The following is an 18,203-nucleotide window of genomic DNA, read 5'->3' as shown; positions in this document are numbered from 1 at the left end:
CTATGGAAACCGCTATTAAAGTCGCTTTTGCCACTACCGACATGGTGCACGTTGATCAGCATTTTGGCTCAGCCAAATCGTTTGCTGTCTACGCAGTGGATCCGGAGCAGTCCGAATTCATGGAAGCCGCGCAATTTGGCGAACTCGCACAGGATGGTAACGAAGACAAGTTGTCGGTGAAGATTCAGTTGCTGGAAGGCTGCGCGGCCGTGTATTGCCTGGCGATTGGTGCCTCTGCAGTGAAACAAATCGTCGCGCAAGGCATTCAGCCGGTCAAAGTCCACGAAGGCAGCACCGTCAAGGATCTGATCGCGGATTTACAAGCCGAAATGAAAGCCGGCCCATCCAGTTGGCTGGCCAAAGCCATCAACCAACACAAAGGCCCCAATCCGGAGCGGTTTAACGCGATGGAAGAGGAGGGGTGGGATGAATGATTTTGTCGCGGCTACTTAACGGCCGGATTTTTGAGTTGCTGACGCAACGACTGATTTTAATGTCGGTTCGCGGACCGACGACCGCGATACTTTTCTTTGCTTGTCCAAAGAAAAGTATCCAAAAGAAACGACACCCGAAATGCCGCTTTGATCCTGCGCGCCGAAGCGTTTATCGAGGGTCGGCAGAAGGGGCTTCCCAGCCCCTCCGCCGACGTGCGGCATCCTTGCCGCACCCCTTCGGGCAATTCTCGATAAACGCTTCGGTGCTCGGCGCGGCATACGGGATTTAGCGCCTAGCGCGATTAAATGTATTCAAATTGATCAAACATTAAATTAGGAGAACCACCATGGCCCAACCCGCATTAGTCGTCGAAGCAGGCGACCCGTTCATGAACTCGGAAATCGTCGTCGAGATGGTCAAACAACTGCGCGCACTCGATACCTACGACACTTACGAAGGCTGGTCGGAAGAAAAGATCATCGATCCCTTGGTCATGACTAAAGAACGTAAGCGCGAGATTCCGATTATTGGCGATCCGGACGAAATTACTTTGGCGCGGGTCAAAGCCTATTACAACTCCATTGCCTCGCTGATTGAGAAGAAAGGCGGCTTGATGGCGGTACCGGTCATCAACATCACCCACGAAGGTTTCGGCCGGGCTTTGGTATTGGTCGGCAAATTGATCGTGGTGGATAAAGTCTTGCGCGACGTGCATCGTTTTGGTTTTCCCAGCCTGGAAGATTTGGCCGCCAAAACCGACGCCACGATTGAGAAAGCGCTGGGTTTGATCACCACGTATAGAGAAGTAGCCGAAGCTTGAGGTGTGCGATGAGCGACGAAGAACTGAAAGTATTGGAAAAAGACGTGAAGAAAGCCAAGCGTATTGCTAGCGAGGCGGCCTCGGTATTGCACGATTTGATCGAAGACAGATTGCCGGATGCCTATGGTGAGCTGATGGGTATTGCGCAAGCCACTTACGACGCCTGCAAAGCCTGGGATGATGCCAACAAGAAGTTCTTGGCTGCAAGCAAAGAAACGGCCTAGGAGACGATCATGAGCGAATTTGTAACCGGCGTGACCTTTGGCGGCACCGTCTGGACACCGTCTTACGTTACCGACATTAATCAGCGTACTTGTATCGGTTGCGGCCGTTGTTTCAAGGTTTGTCCGCGCGACGTATTTGATTTGGTCGAAAAAGACGAAGCCTTATCAGCCGAAGATTTTGGCGACGATTACGGCGACTTTGAGGACGATGACGATAACAGCATGGTGATGAGCTTGAAAAATGCTGCCGACTGCATTGGTTGCGAGGCGTGCTCCAAGGTTTGTCCTAAGGATTGTTTTACGCATCAGCATAAGGCGGCGGCTTAGTTTGTGTCGCTGGCGCGACGGCCTTTTTAATGTCGGTTCTCGGACCGACAGCCGAGTGACTTTTCTTTGCTTGGCCAAAGAAAAGTCACCAAAAGAAAGGCCACCCCGATGCCGCTTTGATCCTGCGCGCCGCAGCGTTTATCGAGGGTCGGCAGAAGGGGCTTCCCAGCCCCTCCGCCGACGTGCGGCATCCCTGCCGCACCCCTTCGGGCTAATCTCGATAAACGCTGCGGTGCTCGGCGCGGCATAGGGGATCTGGCTTGTCCCGGAATTGCTAAGTTATTGGAGTTAATTCGGGGGTGAGCTGTCGCCAGCTGTTTTAGGTTCACAATGCTTTGTAAAAGCCCTTTTTAGTTTTCTGGTGCTGGATGTAAATCTAGGAGCATCGAGAGTAGAACGGTCGTCTCCCGTATGCCGCGCCGAGCACCGGAGCTTTTGAACGGACAAATCGGCAGGATAGCCGATTTGCATGCGCAGCACCCGAAGGGCGAGGCACATGGATGTGCCGAGTGAGCAGCCCGCAGGGGCGCCGCAGGGATGCGGCGCGTTGCCGAAGGGGCGGGGAGCCCCTTTCGGCAACCCCGTTCAAAAGCGAGGAGCGCAGGGAACAAGTGGCATCCGGGCCGCCTTTTCTTTGGATACTTTCTTTTGGCGGAGCAAAAGAAAGTGTCTCGGTTGTCGGTCCGAGAACCGACATCAATGAATTCGTCGCGATAGCGACACCTTATTTTTAGTTAAACCATAAGGAATCCCACTATGCCTCGTCCCGATAAACACGTATTCGTCTGCACTCAAGCCCGTCCGCAAGGCCATCCGCGCGGCTCCTGTACCGCCAGTGGTTGTGCCGAGGTGATGAACGAGTTCATGAACCAAATTCAAGCTCGCAACCTGTTCGAGAAAATCGGCCTGACCAACACCGGTTGCATGGGCCCTTGCATGCTGGGACCCAGCGTGTTGGTCTATCCGGAAGGGGTGATGTACGGCAAAGTCACCAAGGATGATGTCAAAACCATCATCGATCAGCATTTGTTGGGTGGCGAGCCGGTCGCCGCGTTGGTTGCGCCCGCCGAGGTCTGGTAATCCATGAGTCAGCTCGGCTTTTTTGAAGAACGGGTGTTATTCAGTCCGGATGTGCCGGAAGAGGTGAATAAACTGTTGCAGATGGCGGTAGCGGCCAGTCATGCGGACAAGCCTTTGGCGGAAAAATATTTCAGACAGGCTCAGGCTTTGGACGCTACTTGCCTGCAAACCTATTTTGCCTTGTATAAGTTCTATTTTTACCAAGGCCGTTTGCTGGAAGCCGAGCTTGAAGTGATGGCGGCGCTAAACGAAGCGGCCCGGCAGGGTGGTTTTCCGGCCGACTATCGGCAATTGGGCCGCGAGTTGGCGCAGTGGGATATGTACGCCAGCGACGTCGCGCTGTTTTATCTCTACAGTTTAAAAGCGCTAGCCTTTATCAAACTGCGGCGGCAATTGGATGCGGAAGCCCAGTCCATACTGGTGTTGATGCGCGCGCTTGATCCGGAAGACCGTTCCGGCGCCTCGGTGATTATGGATTTGGCCGACGCCGTGCTGGAGGATGCCGCATGACCAGCGAACAGGTTGCCGAGCAGGTCTCGGCGCGGCGGGCTTTCGGCGAGACAGTCTGTCAACGCATTATAGAAAATATCGTCAAGCTGGGCTTTCCACTGCAAACCGAACTCAGTTTGCCGAAATTCGATAGCGCCGAGTTCAGTTTAGTCACCGACCCGTTTACCCAAACTCAGGATCTGGTGGGTTATTGGTACAATGCCGGTAAGCAGCGCATCGGTCAGATTAAATTTCATGGCGACGGCAGTTTTTATGCCGAATACGATGTTGTGCAGCCGCACCCGACCAAAAAACAATGGTTCGTCGAGGCCATTAATGCCTGGGGCCAGCAAGACAACATTAAAACCGAAGCAAAATTGCTAGACATCCCGCAATAAGGGGGGGCAATGGCTAACCCAAAACGCTTGTACGAACTGCTGCTGGACTATTGCAGCAGCGATGCCGTGGTGGACAACCTGATGATCGGTTTGGTTTGGACAGTGTGCCAAAGTCAGGGCCGGGCGACCGCCGGTTTGGCGATGAGTCCGGGGCAGAACACGCGCACCTTGCCGTGGTCCGGCACCTTGGTGGGCAAACCGGTGACGGATTTAGCCGCCTGGATTACCGAATGGGAACCGTATAAAGCCACGGTTGCCATGGCAGCCATCAACAGTTGCATCAACGCCCGGCCTTTGCCGGATTCGCTGGTGTTGGACAGTCACGACGAACATGCCAATCTGGCGGTGTTCGAGCATTTTTTGCCGCAGCTGCATGGCAAAAACGTGGTGGTGATCGGCCGTTATCCGGGCATCGAACGCTATCAAGACAAAATGCATTTAACCATTTTGGAGCGACAACCGTCTGCTGCCGATCTGCCGGATTCCGCGTGCGAGTTTTTATTGCCGCAAGCTGACTGGGTGTTTTTGACCGCCAGCAGTATTCCGAATAAAACCTTTCCGCGGCTGGTAGAGCTATCCAGTCACGCCAAAACCGTGTTGATGGGCCCCACCGTACCGTGGCTGCCGCAGTTGCATGAGTTTGGCATCGATTATCTGGCCGGGGTGGAAGTTGTCGATCAAGCGGCCTTGTATCACACCGCCGCGCAAGGCGGAGGCGTGCGGATCTTTAATAATGGCTTACGCTACCGCGTGGCGGAACTGGCCCCGCAAAGCAGTATTAGCTGGTTGAAGCAGCAAATCGCCGATTGTTTTAACGAAAGAACCCAGCTGACCGAAGCGATGGAGCAATGGTATCGCGACGGTAATAAGGCGCGCTTCCCGCAGTACTCATTGTTGGACCAAATCAACAGCCGGCTGTCGCGCTTGGATAGCAGCTTTAAATCGCTGTGGGACAATTGTGCGCCTGGCTAAGCAATGAACAACGCAGTACCGGAGGCATTTAATAGCCACCGATTATTATTGATGTACAAAGGCGATATCAGCGCTTTGACCTTGTTTGCCCAGCAGGCCGGCGGCAGCGTGTGCTTTCCGCAGTCCTTGCCGCCGCTGTCGGTTGCCTTCGATGAAGATGCGACGGTAAACGACGGAAAAATCACCGTGCATCCGGCAACGCTGGTTAACGCCATCAATCGTCTGCTGGGGTTTGATAACGACTTACTCTATGCCGAAGCCGGTTTTAAGGAATATGTCGATACCCCAAAAGGCACCGTCACGGTGTATATGGCGCGTTTCAAGCTGCTGGATCCGCCGCACCGCTTGATGCAGGCCTTGGGTTGCCAGATGCGCACTTTGCCGGAGTTACGCGGTCGGCCGCCAGCCGAAATGGAGTTGTTGCGCCGGGCTTACACCAAAATGATGGAGGGCTAACATGTTCGATATGATGGATTTTGGCATGGGCGAATTTACGGGCGATAACGGCTCACAGTCACCTGCGCCCAACGGTCCGTATATCCCGGAAGCCAGCGAATGCATGCGCTGCGGCATGTGTGTCAGCAGCTGCCCGACTTTTCGTTTGTTCGAAATCGACGCCGAAACGCCCCGGCAACGCATCCGCACCATCAGCAAAATTTTGGTTGAGGATGCGCCGATTAGCGCCGAAGAACGCGCCCATTTGGACAACTGTCTGCAATGTCGGGCCTGCGAAACTGCCTGTCCCAGCCGGATGAGTTACGGCGCCTTGTTCGATCAGGCCCGAGCCAAATTGCAGGAAGCGGCGGCTCACCCTTGGTTAGCCAAGTTGGCGATGTACTTTATCGAACACAAACGCCGGCGGCGGATGTTATTGCCCATGCTGTCTTTGTATTTACGTTCCGGTTTGCGAAAACCGCTGCGAGCCAGCGGTTTGTTACGTAAATTAAAGCTGGCTACCGCCGAAAGTCTGCTGAACGAGCCGGCCTTGGGCAGTTTGGCCGGGATTTATCCGGTCGGCAGGCGGCAGCGGCAGCGCGGGCGGGTGGCCTTGTTTACCGGCTGTCTCGCGGAACATTTCGACCGCGCCACGCAACGGGCCGCGATCAAATTGCTCAATACCATAGGCTACGAAGTGGTGGTGCCGGAAGGCCAGGGCTGTTGCGGGGCGATTCATCAGCACAACGGCTGCTCCGCGCAAACTCTGAAAGATAAAAATATCGAAGCGTTTTATGAGTTGGAAGTCGATGCGGTGATTTACGTCGCCAGCGGCTGCGGCGCAATGTTGAGCGAATACCAAGGCGATAATAGCGAAACCGCCGGTTGGTTTGCCAAACGCTTGCAGGACATCAACGAATTTTTATTGGAACATTGGCCGAAGAACTTGGAGCCTGCCGCGTCTAATATGAATGTGGCGGTGCACGAGCCGTGCAGCCAGCGCAATGTGTTGAAAAACGGCCGCGCCGTTCACGATCTGTTGCGGAAAATCCCCGGTTTAAATATCGAAGCCTTGCCGGACAATCAACTCTGTTGCGGTGCCGGTGGCAGTTACATGCTCAGCCACCCGGACAATGCCCAGCAACTGCGCAATGCCAAACGCCAGGCCATCGAAGGCTCCGGTGCGGATGTGGTGGTTAGCAGTAATTTCAGCTGTGCGTTTTACCTGAACGCCGAACGCGCCGAAACCGCGCGCAAGCTAGTGCATCCGATCCGCTTATTGGCGGACAGGCTGTAGGTTTACCACTTCATACCTTGGCTTCATAGCCAATCTTGGCACCGTAGAGTAGCCAACCGCTTAGCCGATACTGCTCAGGTTGCAGTTTGCTAGGCGGGCTGGATCACTGGTAAAGTGGCTGCGCAACCTCTTCAGCGCTCCCTATGACCTGTTTCGATGACCCAAGATGACCGGTAACTATCGATTCCACTTGTACGCGGTGGTTTTGGTCGGCCTGTTTGAGACGTTAGAGGCCTCGGCCGATGTCCTGATTCAGGGCATAGACGGTGAGTTATTAAGGAATGTTGAAATCAGCTTGTCTTTGCGTGAACAGGACTGCAAGGCGCCTGATTGGAAAATCAATAGTCTGTTCCTCAAGGCCGATCAGGAGATCGACGATGCGTTGCGCGCGTTAGGTTACTACCACGTCAGCTTAGAAAAAAATCTCGATATTAAGCCCGACTGCTGGAAGGCGCGCTTTGCCATTAAGCCCGGCGAGCCGATGCGCGTGACTGCGATTGACGTGCAATTTCTCGGTGAAGCGGTTGACGATCCGGCATTCGCGAGCTTACGGGAAAAGTTATCCGCCAAAGTAGGCAGCCCGCTGCATCACGGGCATTATGAAGCCTTGAAAAAACAAATCGAGGCATTGGCCTTAGAGCGTGGTTACTTGCAAGGGCGCTTTGCCACGAGTCAATTGCGCGTCGATCCTTCTCAAGATCGGGCCGATATTGTGCTGCATTACGATGCGGGACCGCGTCTTTATTTTGGCGAAGTCAAGATTGACCAGGCTGTTCTTGATCCCGCGTTTGTTGCCAAGTTGGTCAAAGTCAAAACCGGCGAGTATTACGATAGTCATAAGCTAGCCGATACGCACAATGCGCTGTCCAACAGCGGCTATTTCAAATCGGTGGATATTCATCCGGATTTAGCCGGCATAGCCGATAGGCAGGTGCCCGTCATGCTGAGTCTGTATCCGAACAAGCGCCATCATTACGGGATGGGTTTGGGCTACGACACCGATAAGGGTCCTTTGGTCAGTGGGACCTATCTCAATCGTCTAATCAATCCGCAGGGCCATTATTTCAACGCCGAACTCGATCTATCGCCGGTCTTGGCTACAGCCGGTGCTGAATACACCGTACCGCTGGATGATCCGCTCAACGATTCCTTGAGCTTTGGTGCGGGTGTGAAACGCGAAGACACGACCAGTTATACCTCGTGGGCAGGGAAATTATCGGCGCGCTTGAAGCACGCATTCACCAGTGGCTGGAAGCAGACATTGTTCATCGACTACAGTTACGAGAAGTATACGGCGGCGAATACGACCGACACGACGCTATTGCTGTTACCCGGCGGCAGTTGGTTGCGTTCGGTATCGGACAATCCGCTTCGACCGACACGTGGCTATCGGTTGGAGTTCTCAGTGGATGGCAGCTACAAAAGCCCGCTGTCCCATATCAGTATGCTGCAAGGGTTTGTGGCGGGCGTGTGGATGCACCCCGTTGGCGACGTGGGACGCATTGTGCTGCGTGGCGAGCAAGGCGCCACGCTGGTGGATAATTTCGACAAGCTACCCACTACTTATCGTTATTTTGCCGGCGGTATGAACAGCATACGTGGTTACAGTTACAAAGAACTGGGACCTAAGGACGCTACGGGCGCGGTAGTGGGCGGGCGTTTTTTGAGTGTGGTCAGCGTTGAATATGAACACTCGGTACTCGACAATTGGGGGGCGGCCGCCTTTATCGATGCCGGCAATGCCTATAATTTGGACGGCATTCAAGTGAAGACCGGTGTGGGTTTGGGGGTGCGTTGGTACTCGCCGATTGGTTTGGTACGCCTGGATTTTGCCGTGCCCCTGCAACCCGCCGACTCCTCGTTTCAAGTCCATTTTGCCGCAGGGACACGTTTATGAGCCTATGGCGCTGGCCTGGGAGGTATCTGCGGAGGCTACTACTGGTACTGCCTTTGCTGTTGCTGCTGTTGGCGGTCGTGCTGGCTATGGCCAACAGCCAGTCGGGAAGTCGCTGGCTGATTCAGCAAGTATTGCCGACCGAGACCAGCATTAACAACATCGACGGCACCCTGTTGCATCGTTTGCAGTTGGCAGGGGTGCAGTACCATGCCGATGGCACTCAACTCAAACTCCGCTACCTCTCGCTGGCTTGGTCTCCGCTTGCTTTGTTGAAAGGCGCATTGCAGATCGACGAGATCGCCACCGAGGGCCTGGAATTGACCCTGGAGCCGGGCACTCAGCAGGCGGATAGCAGCAGTCATTTTGACCCGGAAGCCTCGTTACCCGTGCCGCTGGCGCTGCGCTTGGATCGTTTGACGGTTAACGATGCTACATTCATCCAGTCCGGGCAACGTCACGATCTCCCAAATCTCACTTTGTCTGCCAACACCGAAGGCGGCCGCTTGCATTTAACCCATATGGTCGCTGAGGCTGCGGACTATCAGCTTGATCTAAATGGATGGTTGGGCTTAGGTGGCGGCTATCCACTGGCGCTGAACGCGAAGTGTCAGTTGCGTTCGGCCGAATATGGCAACTGGCAGGCAGCGAGCAAATTCAGCGGCGATCTGAAGCGCTTGGTACTGGACATCAACGCTTCAGGACCATTCGCTGCGACCTTGCACGGTCAGATTGATGAGCTGTTACAAGCCCCCGGCTTTACATTGCAAGGCGATTGGGTCGATGCGCGCTGGCCCTTGGTCGGCGATCTTCCGCATTTGACAAGTCCGCAGGGTTCGCTGGCGTTGCAGGGTAATTTCTCAGCCTATCAGGCCAAGCTGACCGCCGATGTGCGGCGAGCCGAGTTACCGGATGCACACGTGGAGCTGGCGATGGACGGTACGCCGACGTCTGCCAAACTCCAACGATTCCTGGTGGCGTCCAAGGCAGGCAGCTTGGCTGTCGACGGCGCGATTGCCTGGCAGGACGCCGTCGAATTTGCTTTGCACGCGCACGCCAGAGATTTTAACCCGGCGGTATTGGTGCCGGATTTGCCGGGGCGCTTATCGCTTGATGGGGATGTCGAGGGAAATTTGAACACGGGCGCGCCGCAGTTTAAGGCGCAACTGCATAGGCTGGATGGTCAATTGCTCGGCAAGCCGTTGAGCGGTGGGGGAAAATTTGCGCTGGACGGGCAGGTTGTGGCGGTCGATCAGTTACAACTGTCGTCAGGTGCCAATCGGTTACACGCTGATGGCCGTTTGGGTCCGGCTGAATCCGCGCTTCGCTTTGATTTGCATACGCCGGCTTTAGCCGGTTTGTGGCCCGGTCTGCGCGGCAAAGCGCATGTTAACGGTCTTCTGCGCGGCGATTGGCATTTGCCGGATATTGAGTTGACGGCGCAGGCTGCGGGGCTTGGCTATGCGCAACAGCAAGTCGGCGCATTTGATCTGACCTTGGATTTTCAGCCAAACGCCCAAATCCGGCTACAAATGCATGCCCAACATGTACTTAGCGGTCACGACACAATCGACAGCGTGGCGATAGCCGCCAGCGGCAGTTCAGCAAAACACAGCGTTAGCCTGGATGTCCGTGCGCCGCAGGGGCAATTGGCGCTGGCGCTGGCCGGCGGCTGGCAAGCACCGCGCTGGCAAGGGGCGTTGCAGGCTTTATCCTTGCAAGTCCCTCGACTCGGTGCCTGGGAATTGCGCCAAGCCGCTGCCCTGACGATAGAGCAGCGGCCTGCCGGTGCCGATGTGCGCTTGGCCGATACCTGTCTGACGCAAGCGAGTGCGTTAATCTGTTTGCAGGGCGATTATCTGGCAAATGGCGATCTGAGCGGTCAGGGGCGGGTCAGCGACTATCCGTTGGATTTGCTAAGCGCTTATCTGCCGGCGCATTGGCAACTTTTTGGCAGCTTAGCCGCGACTGCGGAGGTTCGCAAACGCGGGAGCGGTTTGCAGGGGGATTATCGATTGGCGCTGGCAGACGCCGGCGTGTCGCTGCCGGTTGGCCGGAATGGGTAGGTGGTGCCGTTTCGCAAGGCCGTTCTGTTCGGCAATCTCGCTGGCGAGCGTCTGACTGCCGATCTTGATTTGGCGACTGACGGTAGCGACTTTATCCGCGCTCAGTTGCAACTGGATCAAGGTCCCGGACAGAGCTTGGCCGGAAATCTGGCGGCAAAAATCAACGATCTTGGTTTGTTTCAGGATCTGGTGCCCAATATGTCCGGGCTTAAGGGGCGATTCGGTGCCGATCTGAAATTGGGGGGCACGCTGCCTCAGCCAGTTGCTCAGGGGCGTCTGAGTTTGGAGGATGGCCGCTTACAAATTGATGAACTGGGTATTGTTTTGTCCGATATTCAGTTGCATGCCGATGCCGTGAATGATGATCAGCAACTTCAAGTACACGGCAGCCTTCGTTCTGGCGGCGGTCGGCTTGCCATCGATGGTTTGTTGGGCCTGGATGGCATTGCCGATCTTGATGTGCTTGGCAATGACTTTGAGGTGGCTAAGTTGCCAGAAGCCGAAGTGACCATCGCACCGCATCTTAAGCTGGGCCGCTCGGCCCGTGGTGATACCAAAGTGACCGGAGCGTTGGGAATTGACAAAGCCATGGTTAAAATCAAAGAGCTGCCGGCCAGTGCGGTGGCGGTCAGTCGCGATGAGGTGATCGTCGGCAAAACGGACTCGGATCAGGCTATCGAAGCGCCACCGGGTATCGACGCTGACGTGGCGATTCAATTGGGGCGGCAAGTCACTTTTTCCGGGCTTGGTTTGGATACAAAACTGACCGGACAGCTGCAATTTCTGAAACTTGATAGACGTCTTGCCTTGCATGGCGCCATCGATATGGCCGACGGCCGTTACCGAAGTTATGGACAAGACTTGAAGTTGCGTAAGGGCCGGTTTTTATTTAATGGCCCGATCGATCGCCCATGGCTGGATGTCGAAGCCTATCGGGTTTCCAAGGATCAGAAAGTGACGGCCGTGTTGCAGGTCAGCGGTTCGGCCACTGCGCCGCAGACCAAGATTTATACCGAGCCCAGCCTGCCGGAGTCCGATGCGCTGGCGTATTTGATAACCGGGGCTTCGCTGAACCAAGCCGGTAAGGATGAAGGCAATATGATCGCGAGCGCCGCTTTATCCTATGGCGCGGGGCGGCTGTCGTGGCTGACCGAGAAACTGGGTATAGACGAGTTTGAAGTGCAGCAAGGCAAGTCGTTTGCCGATACGCTGGTCACGGCAGGACAGTATCTGACGGCTAATACCTATGTGGGCACCAAACTGGGCCTGTTCAGTAAGCAGGCGCTGCTGGTTTTGAAATACAAACTCACCGACAGCATCAATCTGGAAACCCAAACCGGCACATCGCAGCGCGTCAAAGTCAATTATGAGTTTGACACTGACTAAAGCTCGCTGCGTCATTGGCCATAATTCATTCGCTTAAAATCCCTTTCATCCAAAGTTAAGCCGTTTCTAATACATTCTTAATTAAACCCTCAGGCTTTCTCTCATCTTGTCTCGGTAATCTACTACCCAAGCGAATAGGGATTAACAACCCGTTCGCATCAGGTTGGGTTTCCAGGGACGGTGACCCTTAGTCATTGGATCAAGACGATTTAGGGGTTAAGCCATCATGCCACTCGGTTTGGGAAATATTTTCAACGGGCTTTTTAAACAGTACGGTCACACGGTGATTTTGTTGCTGCGCGTCATCGACGTCGCCATGTTGTTTGCTGCCGCTTGGGTGACTCACTATTTTTGGTTGCGCGAGTACGTTGTCGATCAGGATTACCGGATCGTCATCGCGCTGGGCATCCTGGGCGCCATCATCTTCTTCGAAATCGGCCAGGTCTATCGGCCCTGGCGTAACGATGCGATGCGCGGCGAAATTGCCCGTATCGTCAGAGCCTGGATTTCGGCGTTAGTGGCGGTGGTGTCCATCGTCGCCTTAATCAGATTACATTTTTGGTTTGGTTCCAGTTACCGCTGGATCGCATCCTGGGGCGTGCTGGGTTTGGCTTTTGTGTTGGTGGCGCGCGGGGTGTTGTCGCAAGTGCTGCGTTTCTTAAGGGCTCGTGGTTGGTCGCAGGGTCGTATCGTCATGGTCGGATTGAATCAAATGGCGGTTGCGGTGGCGCGGCAGTTGAATCATTCGTCCTGGGCTGGCCTGCAAGTGGTCGGTTATGTTGACGACAGGGGCGATGACAGAAATTCAATTAATGATTTCGCACTGCCGTGTCTCGGTAAGTTGGAAGACCTGCCGGGCATCATCTCGGCTCAAGCTATCGATGAAGTATGGGTAGCCTATCAAGGCGAATCGTTGACCGAACGTGCTCAATATCAACTGCGCCATCTGCCGGTCAGCATCCGCTTGGTGATCGACTGTTTCGCCTTCAAACAAAGCAAATTCCTGAGCTTGAACACTGTGGCTGGTATTCCGACCCTGGATTTCTCAGTATCGCCGTTGCATGGCATCAATCGTTATATCAAAGAAATCGAAGATCGACTTTTGGCTTTGATTTTGTTGCTGCTGATTAGCCCGCTGATGTTGGTTTTAGCGGTGGGTGTGAAGCTGAGTTCGCGTGGCCCGGTGTTTTATCGTCAGGAGCGCGTGGGTTGGAATAATCGTTCGTTCACGATGTTGAAGTTCCGCTCGATGCCGGTCGATGCCGAAGCCAAAACCGGCGCGGTGTGGGCCAAGCCCGGCGAAAATCGCGCCACCCCGTTCGGTGCTTTCCTGCGCAAAACCAGCCTGGACGAACTGCCGCAATTGATCAATGTGTTACGCGGCGATATGTCGCTGGTCGGTCCACGCCCCGAGCGTCCGGATTTCGTCGAAGTGTTCAAGGACCAAGTTCCCAACTACATGAAAAAACACATGGTCAAAGCCGGCATCACCGGTTGGGCGCAAGTCAACGGCTGGCGCGGCGACACCGACCTCAACCGTCGCATCGAACACGATTTGTATTACATCCAGCATTGGTCGCTGTGGTTTGATTTGGAGATCGCCTTCCGCACCGTGCTGACCGGTTTTATCAATAAAAACGCCTACTAAGGACACGCTTACATGTTTAGATTGATTCCCATCATGCTGATCTTAACCTTGCCCGGTTGTTTCCTGGCGCCAGGCATGGATATGAATACCGATAATGGTTTGACCGAAATCGAGATGCCGATGAAAAAAGACGGGCAATTGGTCAAGGAGAAAGTCCGCATTGTGCCGATTACCGCCGATTTGATTATCGAACGGGAGGCGAACCGTCGCCAGGCCATTAACAATTTGCCGCCGGTGGACCCCAACAAAACCAGCTACCGCATTGGCCCGCAGGATAGATTACAAATCACCGTTTGGGAGCATCCGGAACTGAACGATCCCGGCGGCGAGAAAATCATGCCGGAGCTAGCCGGTAAAGTGGTGGATGAGAATGGCGACTTGTATTACCCCTACGTCGGCAGTATCCACGTGGCCGGTAAAACCGTCAGCGAAGCCCGCGCGGATTTGACGCGCGAGCTGTCCAAATATTTCAAAAAGGTCAAACTCGACATTCGCGTGCTGTCCTTCCAGGCGCACCGCGTAGCGGTGGTCGGTGAAGTCGTGCGTCCCGGCGTGCAAACCATGAACGAAACGCCATTGACGGTCGCTGAAGCCATCACCCGCGCCGGCGGCTCGACCAAGGACTCCGATTTTGCCAACGTAGCGCTGGCCCGCGACGGCAAACTCTACAAGCTGGATGTGCAATCGATGTACGAAAAAGGTTTGACCACTCAAAACTTGCTATTGAAGGATGGCGACGTGCTGAATGTCGGCGATCAAAAAGACAGCAAAGTGTTCGTGATGGGCGAGGCCAACCGCCAGCAAGCCATCCAGATCAACAAAGGCCGGATGAGTTTGTCGCAAGCCTTGGCCGAAGCGTCCGGGGTTGATTTCAATACCTCGCGGCCCGGCGACATCTACGTGATCCGCGCCGGCGACATGCAGCCGGAAATTTTCCAACTGGATGCAGAATCGCCCGATGCGATGATTCTGGCCGACCAGTTTCCGCTGCAAGCCCACGACACGTTGTTCATCGGTACCGCCGGTGTCACGCAATGGTCTAGGGTCCTGAACCAAATTTTACCCGGCTCGTTTACCGCAATCATGTCGCAAGCCGCGATGATGGGGATGTAACTGATGATTTACACACAAAACGAAGCTACGCCGGTCGTGCAACCGCTGAATCAGGCGAGAATGCCAGAGCCTAGCGTCAGTATTCGCGACTACGTCGATTTGCTGATCGAAGGCCGCAAAACCATTTTTATCGCGCTGTGCTCGGTGTTGCTAGTCACCACCGTGTATCTGGTGTTGGCGCCGCGTACCTACAAAGCCGATGCTCTGCTGCGAATCGACAAAAACAAGGCCTTGCTGTCCGCCACGCTACGCAGCGAAAACAACCAAGCGCCGGCGGAAGCGGAAAGCCCCCGCGCGCAACGGGAAGTGGAGATTTTGCGTTCGCGTTCGGTGTTGGGCAAAGTCGTGGATAACCTGAATTTGACCATCGAAACCGAGCCGTACTTTTTTCCATTGATCGGCGAAACCCTGGCGCGCCGCCACGATGAGCATGACGGCATAGCGGATGCCTGGTGGGGCTTTAGCCGTTGGGCTTGGGGCGGCGAAAAGCTGAAAATCGCCGCGTTCAGTGTGCCGGATCGTTATCTGGAAAAAGAATTTACCTTGATCGCGTTGGAAGCCGGGCGTTTTCAACTGCTCGACCCGCGCGGCGACGAATTGCTGGCTGGCCAGGTCGGTGAAGTGTTGAGTGCCGAGATTGGCGAGAAAACCCCGGTGACGATTAAAGTTGAAACGCTGGAAGCGCATCCGGGTACGCATTTTGAATTAACCCGCCGCACCGCACTGTCAGCTATCGAAACTCTGCAAAAAGCTTTTGCGGTCAAAGAAGTATCCAAAGACACCGATATTCTGAGCGTGGAATTGAAAGGCAGCGACCCGGAGCAACTGGCTAAGTCGGTGAACGATATTGCGGCGATTTACGTCAACGCCACGGTGAATTGGGAATCGGCGGAAGCCTCGCAAAAACTGGGTTTTCTGGAAAGCCAGTTGCCTATCGTCAAGGAGCGTCTGGAAAAAGCCGAGCAAGGTTTGAGCGCGTATCGCCAGCAACACGGCGCGGTGGATATTTCCGCCGAAGCCGAGATTCTGTTGAAACAGGCCTCCGATATGGAAACCCTGGGCATTCAGCTCAAGCAAAAATACGACGAACAAAGCCAGCGTTTGGAATCCGAGCATCCGGACATGATCTCCACCAATGCCCAGATCAAGCGCGTGAACAATAAGCTGGCGGCTTTGGAAAAACGTATTAAGGATTTACCGAAAACCCAGCAAAACATGGTGAGTTTGTCGCGCGACGTGCAGGTCAACACCGAGTTGTACACTTCTTTGTTGAACAGCGCCCAGGAACAACGCATCGCCGCCGCAGGTTCTTTGGGCAACTCACGCATCGTCGACTTCGCGGTGACGCCGGAAAAACCTTACTGGCCTAAGCCTGGTTTGTTGTTGGCGATAGCCGGTTTGCTTGGCTTGAGCTTGGGTTCAGCGTTGATTTTCCTGAGACATTCGCTGCAACGCCACGACAACTACCCGGCCTTGCTGGAATATCAAGTGGGCTTGCCCTTGTTTGCGGCGATTCCGCATAGCAAAAAGCAGCATAAATTGGGGCGTTTGCTGGGTAAGGATAAAGACAACGGTATTCTGGTCTCTCAGGATCCATTGGATATTTCCGTCGAGTCGCTGCGCGGCCTGCGCACCACGCTGGAAGCCACGTTGGCTCAGCACGAAAGCAAGGTGATCATGGTCAGCAGCCCGGCGCCAGGCATGGGCAAGTCCTTTGTTAGCTCTAACTTGGCGGCCTTGTTGGCTAGCATCAAAAAACGGGTGCTGGTGATCGACGCCGACATGCGCAACGGCCGTTTGCACGATACCTTTTCGATAGGTAAGCAACCGGGTTTGTCCGATTTGTTGTCAGGCCGGGCAACGCTGGGCGAAGTGATCGTCAGCTTACCGGATGTGGGTATCGATTTGATTCCGCGCGGCAATATGGTGCTGAATCCGGCGGAATTGCTGGTGCTGGGCGAATTGTCGGAAACCCTGGAGCAGCTGAAAAGCTTTTACAACCACATCGTCATCGACTCGCCGCCGATTCTGGGTGCGACCGACGCGGCGATTCTGGGTAAGCATGCCGATGCTACTTTCCTGGTGGTGAAAGAAGGCCGCTATACCGCGCAAGAACTGGAAGTCAGTGCCCGCCGTTTCCAACAAGTCGGCATCAAACCTAACGGTTTCATCATCAATGATATGAAGGAAGGCTCGTCTTACTATCCGTATTACGGTTACGCCTACCAACGCGCGGATCAGGAACCGAAGGACGAATCCAGCTGGAGCGATAAATATCACGCAGTGGGTGACTGGTTAGGTAAACAGCTGGATAGGGAGCTGTTGCCGGTTCCTGCCGAAAGCGACGAGCGGGTTTAAACAATAACGATGAGAATCCGCCTGGAAAAAGACCTGCCGGTGCTGCTGATTGCGCTGGTTGGTGCGTCAATGGTGGCCTCGCTGCCGCAGGTCGAATCGGCTTGGGCAGGTATTAAGGAAGTCTACGGCGAGCAGGAAATGGGATTGCGGATTCTGCGCGAGGCTTTGTTGGGCGTGCTGATCGTTTACGCCTGGCTGGAGCCGCGTTTGCGTAACGGAATTTTTACCAGTTCGGTGCTGGCGTTTCTGGGGGTGATTTGTAGCTATGTCCTGTTTGAAGTGGGCTACGCCCTTTATCTGGATTTGCCGCTAGTCGTGCCGCTGACCGGCTTGCGGGTGTTTGAATATCTGCCGGTCGCCTTGATCGGTTTCGTCACCAGTCGTTTGGGTGCCGGCGATTACGTGTTGTACAAGTTCGCCAGCTATCTGCGCTATTACCTGGTGTTGCAAACCGGTTTGGCGCTAGCCCAGGCTTTGTGGGCGCCACCGCTGTTCGGTGTATCGATGTTGGGTGGCGGTCGGCCCTTCGGCACCTTCGTCAGTCCTAATTTATTCGGGGCGACGATGGCAACTTGCGCGTTGGTGTTTGCCTTGGTGCCAGGCATGCGCCGTTGGTTAGCGCTGAGCGTATTTTTAGCGTTGTTGAGCGGCTCGCGTACCGCCTTTATTAGTTCCTTGCTGGTGGTGTTTTTTCAGGTTTATGCCGCGCTGCGGCCGCGTGATCGCTGGGCTTTGGTGATGCCAGCGCCTATCCTGGCGGTGGGGGCGTTGATTTTGGCTTCCAGCCCCTTGTTGAGCGGCCGCGACGATGCCGACCCAACTCAAGACGGCCGGATTGACTTGTGGCAACGGGTGTTTACCAATCATGTGCACGATCCGATGGATGTGTTGTTCGGGTGGGGCTTGGGCCTGAGTTCCAATACTGTCAATCTGCTGTTCGGTGCCGAGTATTTTCCGGGGCAGTTCGATTCCGACAGCCTGTATTTGTTCTTGTTGAACGGCTACGGCGTGATCGGCTTACTGGCGTATCTGACGTTTTTATGGATCACGACACGGATGTCTGTCCACCCCAATAAGGGTCTGGTGACGATGTTTATCTTCGCGGCAGGGCTGACATTCAATATGTGGGAGTATTTTCCGCAGAACGCCTTGTTAATGATGCTGTGGGGCATGGTATTGGGCTGCACGGCTAAAGCCGGGGTAATGGTTCAGCCCATGCCGGCCAGAACCGATTACTCCCCGCGTTTACCTTAGGAAGTCT

The 18,203-nt window shown here is 54.8% G+C and carries 17 protein-coding genes; all 17 read left to right on the top strand.

The window, feature by feature from the left end; all coding sequences use genetic code 11:
- Positions 1-2: 2 nt before the first annotated feature.
- Positions 3-434 (top strand): nitrogen fixation protein NifX, encoded by a 432-nt coding sequence (gene nifX / locus DDY07_RS15030; protein WP_171696456.1) that lies wholly within the window; start codon positions 3-5, stop codon positions 432-434.
- Positions 435-781: 347 nt separating this feature from the next.
- On the top strand, positions 782-1,255 hold the full coding sequence (locus tag DDY07_RS15025; protein WP_033157156.1) for a NifX-associated nitrogen fixation protein: 474 nt from the start codon (positions 782-784) through the stop codon (positions 1,253-1,255).
- 8 nt (positions 1,256-1,263) lie between these two features.
- Positions 1,264-1,479, top strand: coding sequence for a CCE_0567 family metalloprotein (locus DDY07_RS15020; RefSeq protein ID WP_020484884.1), 216 nt, complete (start codon positions 1,264-1,266; stop codon positions 1,477-1,479).
- 9 nt (positions 1,480-1,488) lie between these two features.
- On the top strand, positions 1,489-1,806 hold the full coding sequence (gene fdxB / locus DDY07_RS15015) for a ferredoxin III, nif-specific (protein ID WP_171696455.1): 318 nt from the start codon (positions 1,489-1,491) through the stop codon (positions 1,804-1,806).
- A gap of 756 nt (positions 1,807-2,562) precedes the next feature.
- A complete protein-coding gene (locus DDY07_RS15010) occupies positions 2,563-2,886 on the top strand; it encodes a ferredoxin (RefSeq protein WP_020484886.1) in 324 nt (107 codons plus the stop codon).
- Between the two features lie 3 nt (positions 2,887-2,889).
- Entirely contained in the window at positions 2,890-3,396 is a 507-nt protein-coding gene (locus DDY07_RS15005) for a hypothetical protein (RefSeq protein ID WP_171696454.1), read from the top strand.
- Complete coding sequence (locus DDY07_RS15000; protein ID WP_171696453.1) at positions 3,393-3,773, top strand: hypothetical protein; 381 nt, start codon at positions 3,393-3,395, stop codon at positions 3,771-3,773. Before DDY07_RS15005 ends, DDY07_RS15000 begins: the two co-directional genes overlap by 4 nt.
- 9 nt (positions 3,774-3,782) lie before the next feature.
- Positions 3,783-4,745 carry a DUF364 domain-containing protein gene (locus tag DDY07_RS14995; protein ID WP_033157152.1) on the top strand — a complete coding sequence of 321 codons (963 nt, stop codon included), beginning with the start codon at positions 3,783-3,785 and terminating at the stop codon, positions 4,743-4,745.
- A 3-nt stretch (positions 4,746-4,748) separates the two neighbouring features.
- Complete coding sequence (locus DDY07_RS14990; protein WP_101051777.1) at positions 4,749-5,201, top strand: hypothetical protein; 453 nt, start codon at positions 4,749-4,751, stop codon at positions 5,199-5,201.
- Between the two features lies 1 nt (position 5,202).
- On the top strand, positions 5,203-6,477 hold the full coding sequence (locus DDY07_RS14985; protein ID WP_171696452.1) for a (Fe-S)-binding protein: 1,275 nt from the start codon (positions 5,203-5,205) through the stop codon (positions 6,475-6,477).
- 166 nt (positions 6,478-6,643) lie between these two features.
- Positions 6,644-8,374 (top strand): autotransporter assembly complex family protein, encoded by a 1,731-nt coding sequence (locus DDY07_RS14980; protein ID WP_171696451.1) that lies wholly within the window; start codon positions 6,644-6,646, stop codon positions 8,372-8,374.
- Complete coding sequence (locus DDY07_RS14975) at positions 8,371-10,437, top strand: hypothetical protein (RefSeq protein ID WP_171696450.1); 2,067 nt, start codon at positions 8,371-8,373, stop codon at positions 10,435-10,437. Before DDY07_RS14980 ends, DDY07_RS14975 begins: the two co-directional genes overlap by 4 nt.
- The gene (locus tag DDY07_RS14970) at positions 10,438-11,823 is read left to right on the top strand and encodes a translocation/assembly module TamB domain-containing protein (RefSeq protein ID WP_171696449.1); all 1,386 of its coding nucleotides are present in this window, start codon (positions 10,438-10,440) and stop codon (positions 11,821-11,823) included.
- 226 nt (positions 11,824-12,049) lie between these two features.
- On the top strand, positions 12,050-13,471 hold the full coding sequence (locus tag DDY07_RS14965) for an undecaprenyl-phosphate glucose phosphotransferase (RefSeq protein WP_171696448.1): 1,422 nt from the start codon (positions 12,050-12,052) through the stop codon (positions 13,469-13,471).
- 12 nt (positions 13,472-13,483) lie between these two features.
- The gene (locus DDY07_RS14960) at positions 13,484-14,584 is read left to right on the top strand and encodes a polysaccharide biosynthesis/export family protein (protein ID WP_101051772.1); all 1,101 of its coding nucleotides are present in this window, start codon (positions 13,484-13,486) and stop codon (positions 14,582-14,584) included.
- A gap of 3 nt (positions 14,585-14,587) precedes the next feature.
- On the top strand, positions 14,588-16,942 hold the full coding sequence (locus tag DDY07_RS14955) for a polysaccharide biosynthesis tyrosine autokinase (protein ID WP_171696447.1): 2,355 nt from the start codon (positions 14,588-14,590) through the stop codon (positions 16,940-16,942).
- Between the two features lie 9 nt (positions 16,943-16,951).
- Positions 16,952-18,196: an O-antigen ligase family protein gene (locus DDY07_RS14950; protein ID WP_171696446.1), complete on the top strand. Its 1,245-nt coding sequence runs from the start codon at positions 16,952-16,954 to the stop codon at positions 18,194-18,196.
- Positions 18,197-18,203 lie beyond the last annotated feature (7 nt).

The sequence above is a fragment of the Methylomonas sp. ZR1 genome (assembly GCF_013141865.1).
In the GTDB taxonomy this organism is placed as follows: domain Bacteria; phylum Pseudomonadota; class Gammaproteobacteria; order Methylococcales; family Methylomonadaceae; genus Methylomonas.
Note: the sequence above shows the minus strand (reverse complement) of the source record. Positions and strands in the feature narration are given on the sequence as shown.